Consider the following 2422-nt stretch of genomic DNA (forward strand, 5'->3'; position numbering starts at 1 on the left):
CGGTGCGGCGGTCCTGCTGGCCGGCGCGGGGGCGGCGGCGCTCTGGGTGTGGCTCGGGCGCGGCCCGGCGGAACCGCCGCCGAAGCCCGAGGCACCGACGGTATCCCTGCCGGCCCCGGCGTCGTCATCGCCGCCGCGGTCCATGGCCATGGCGCCGCCGGCGGATTTCGCCCCGCCGCTCGCGAGCGAGGAGGCGATCCTCGCCCATCGCGCCGAACGGCCCGTGATCTTCCGGCTCGACGCCAATCCGCGCGTCTTCATCATCGACTTCCCCGGCCTCGATGCGCAGGGCGCGGCACTCAACCGCGTCGCCGCGCTGGTCGAGAAGGCGGGGCAGCCGCGCGACCGGGTGCTGGACGACGCGGCGCTCGCGGCCGCCATCAGGTCGAGCGGCGAGACCATCGGGACCTACTACTACGGCCACAACTACCGCGGCCGCGACCTGGAGCGCTTCTTCGCGCTGGCGGACCGCGACGGCGTCGCGCTGACCGCCGAGGAGCAGTGGCTGCGGCGCGAAGTGGCGCGGCTGCGCCGGCTGGTGCCGGCGCCGGAGGATTTCGCCCTCGTCTCCGTCCCGGGCCTCGAGCCGCGTGTGGACGCGGCGATGCGCCGGGCCATCCTGCACCATGAGATCGGGCACGGGCATTTCTTCACCGATGCGCGCTTCGCCGCGCATGTGGCACTCGTCTGGCGCGACGTCTTCACCGAGGCGGAGCGCGCCCGCTTCCGCGCCTTCCTCGAACGCGAGGGCTACGACCCCGCGCTGGAGGAGGTGATGATGAACGAGGCGATGTCCTACCTGATCTTCACCCCCGACCCGCGCTTCTTCACGCCCGCCCATGCGGGGCTGGACGATGCGCGGGCGGATGCGCTGCGCGCGGCGCTGCGGGCGGGCGCGCCGCGGTAGGAATTCAGCGCGGCAGGCGCGCGAAAAGCCCGAGCAGCGCGGCCCAGTGCCGTTCCGCCGCCACCGGGTCGAAGCCGCCGGAATCCGGCTGGGCGAAGCCGTGATGCGTGCCGCGGTAATGCTCTATGCGATGGGCGAGGCGGCTGCGCGCCATGGCCGAAGCGACCGTCTCCGGCACGCCGGCCGGCACATAGGGGTCGTGCTCGGCGAAGCAGAGATAGGCTTCGCCCCGCGCCAGGCCAGGCAGCCAGAGATGCGGGCTGTCCGCGGCTTCCGTCACCATGCGCGTGCCGTAGAAGGACGCCGCCGCCGCGACGCGCCCCGGCGCTTCCGCCAGCGCCTGCAGCGCGAAGCGGCCGGACATGCAGTAGCCGAGCGCGCCCGCCGGCCGCGCCTCCGTCACGCCGAGCGCGTCGAGCATCGCCGGCAGGTCGGTGCGGAATTCCGCATGGCCGTAGCCGCGGGCGAGGGTGAAGATGCGCTCCCGTTCCGGATCGCCGTCGCGGGAGAAGGCGGCACGGTCGAAGCCGACCTCGCGCAGCCGCCGCCAGTACAGGTTCGGCAGCAGCGCGCGATAGCCGGACGCGGCCAGCCGCGCGGCCATGCCGTGCAGCGCGGGGCGCACGCCCGGCGCGTCCATCAGCACGAGGATCGCGGGCGCGGCCTCGGGCGCGTGGTCGGGGGCGTACAGATGCGCGTTGATCGCCCCGCCGGGGGCGGGGATGTCGATCGCGGTGGCGGTGATCGCCATGGGATCAGCGCCGCGCGACGGTCTCGACCACCACCGGGCGGACGACGACGCGCGTGCCGGAGGCCCGCGCGCTGCGCAGCGCCGCGCCGAGGGCCGCGACATAGTCCGCCTGCCGTTCCACCACCGGCCGGGAATTGCCGAAGAGCGGGCGGTCGGAGGTGATGACGACGGCGAGGTCGGTGCCGTAGGGCTCGTCCACCTGCCAGCCGGGGAAATTGCCCTGCGGCTCGCCGAGGCGCACCTGCGCGCCGGGCGCCTGCAGGGCGGAGGGGACGAGGTTCGCCACCTCCCCCGAATGCATGAAGTAGGCGACGTAGAGATGCGCCGGCCAGTCCGGCATCTGCACGTCGAGGCGCATGAGTTCCCCGTTCTGCAACGGCATCTGGCCGACCACCGTCACGCCCGGGGCGGCGCCGGCCGGGCCGATGATCGGCCGCAGCAGGTCGAGCGCCTCGCAGAAGGCGCCATCGAAGGGGGTGAGGGACAGGCGCGCCGCGTCCTCCGGCACGCCACGCTCGGCGAGCGTGCGGCGGATGGCGGCATCGTCCCCGCGGCGGACCACGCCGGCCAGTGTCAATTGCCGGTCGCTCGCCGACCACGCGATGAGCGAGCAGGGGGTGGTGGCGGCGATGGACTGCGCCGCGGCGCGCAGGTCGAGCCGCGCGAGGGCTGCCTGCTGCTGGCGCTGCGCGGCTTCGCGCGCGGCCTGTTCGCGCTGGCGAGCCGCCGCGGCCGCATCGTCGCTGACCGGGCCTGATGGCGGG

Annotated in this window: 3 protein-coding genes; 1 reads left to right on the forward strand and 2 read right to left on the reverse strand. The window is 74.6% G+C overall.

The window, feature by feature from the left end; genetic code table 11:
* The coding region (locus HW577_RS23680) for a hypothetical protein (protein ID WP_198378562.1) at window positions 1-907 on the forward strand (907 nt) is incomplete at its 5' end.
* Between the two features lie 4 nt (window positions 908-911).
* Here the strand turns inward: HW577_RS23680 and HW577_RS23685 are convergent.
* The gene (locus tag HW577_RS23685) at window positions 912-1658 is read right to left on the reverse strand and encodes a dienelactone hydrolase family protein (protein WP_198378563.1); all 747 of its coding nucleotides are present in this window, start codon (window positions 1656-1658) and stop codon (window positions 912-914) included.
* A 4-nt stretch (window positions 1659-1662) separates the two neighbouring features.
* Window positions 1663-2422 (reverse strand): hypothetical protein (locus HW577_RS23690; protein WP_198378564.1); only part of this gene is annotated, 760 nt, incomplete at its 5' end.

The sequence above is a fragment of the Neoroseomonas rubea genome, from assembly GCF_016106015.1.
GTDB lineage: Bacteria > Pseudomonadota > Alphaproteobacteria > Acetobacterales > Acetobacteraceae > Neoroseomonas > Neoroseomonas rubea.

What these genes read in the sequence shown, in the direction of transcription:
- HW577_RS23685 (WP_198378563.1), bottom strand. Translation starts at nt 1,658, where the DNA reads ATGGCGATCACCGCCACCGCGATCGACATCCCCGCCCCCGGCGGGGCG.